Source organism: Lentzea aerocolonigenes, assembly GCF_000955955.1.
Classification (GTDB): domain Bacteria; phylum Actinomycetota; class Actinomycetes; order Mycobacteriales; family Pseudonocardiaceae; genus Lentzea; species Lentzea aerocolonigenes_A.
In genome coordinates this window covers 1-1,245 of the sequence record NZ_JYJG01000176.1, presented here as the reverse complement: position 1 = coordinate 1,245, position 1,245 = coordinate 1, and the positions used below count along the sequence as shown (strand labels likewise).

1 protein-coding gene is annotated in these 1,245 nt (G+C 73.4%); it reads left to right on the top strand.

Annotated features, from left to right (window positions below):
- A partial coding sequence (locus UK23_RS52865; protein WP_045313872.1) for a hypothetical protein occupies window positions 1–1,245 on the top strand: 1,245 nt, incomplete at both ends.

Here is a 1,245-nt window from a genome sequence, read left to right as displayed (position 1 = left end):
CGATGTACGTCGCGGTCGAGGGCGCCGCCGGCGGCTTCGAGCTGCGGCTGACCGACGGCTCGCCGGTGCGGGTGGACGGATGGGACTTCGGCCGGCTGCTGGGTGGCCTGGACAGGTTCGGGCACCTGGCCGCCTCCAACCAGGGCGGTTCGCTGGTGCTGCTCAGCGGCCGGTCTGGACTCAGCGGCGCGGCGGAAGGCTTCCAGCGCGGGCTGGCGGCCGCGGGGTGGGACCACCTCGTGGTGGCGCCGACGACGGACGTGCACCTGCGGACGGGGTCGTGGCTGGACACTGGTGGCCAGCTCGTCCTGGACCGCGGTGGTTCCTGGCGGACGTTCCCGGCGCCGGACGCGGTCCACGGCGTGGAGTTGCCCGCGATGACGGCAGACGGGCAGTGGACGCGGTTCCGCACCAGCGAGGTGCGCTCGACCGTGCTCCGCGGCCCGGACGGCGCTCCGATCGGGATGGAGTTCCTCGTCGGTGCCGACCTGCGTGAGCACCAGTCGCAGATGTCGCGCCCCCACCGCGGCACGACGATGCGCCTGGGGGAGAGCGAGAGCACTTGGTGGCGATCGGCGCAGGACCTGCGCGACGGCACGGACAGCTCGCGACCCGCGCCGTGGCCGGAGCGCTCCGCCTACGTCGTGCTCCACGGCAACGCCGAAGGCGCGGACTTCACGCTCACCGACGGGCGCACCGTCGGGATGAGCGGAGACGTCCTGGCGCGGGCGCTGCACGACCTCCGGCCGTTCCGTGAGCTGATGGCCGGCCGCGAGGCCCTGGTCCTGCTGTCCTGCGAGACCGGTGCGGTCAGGGAAATGGGTGGGGTGGCCCACGACTTCCAGCGGACGCTCGCGGAGTTCGGGTACCGCCAGCCGGTGGTCGCCCCGGCCGCCAACGCCGGCATCCACACGCACCGCGGCGACGGGACGTGGGAGACCTACGTGCGCGGAGACGGGCGGTGGGAGCACTTCTCGTCGGGTGCGGCGCTCGCGCTGGGCAGGCTGCCGCAGGAGCCTCGCTGGGTCTCGTTCGACCCGGCCGCCGTGCGGTCTGCTTCGCTGATGCGGGATGGTCGCGCGGTCGGCGTGACGTTCTGGGACGGCCCCGAACCCGCGCCGCGCCACGAGGTGACGCAGGGCATGCGGCTGCCGCAGCGGACGTTCTACGTGTCGGCACAGTCCGCTGTGGACGGTTCGCTGGTGGTGCATGCTGCCGATGGCAGGACGTTGCACGTCGACGGCA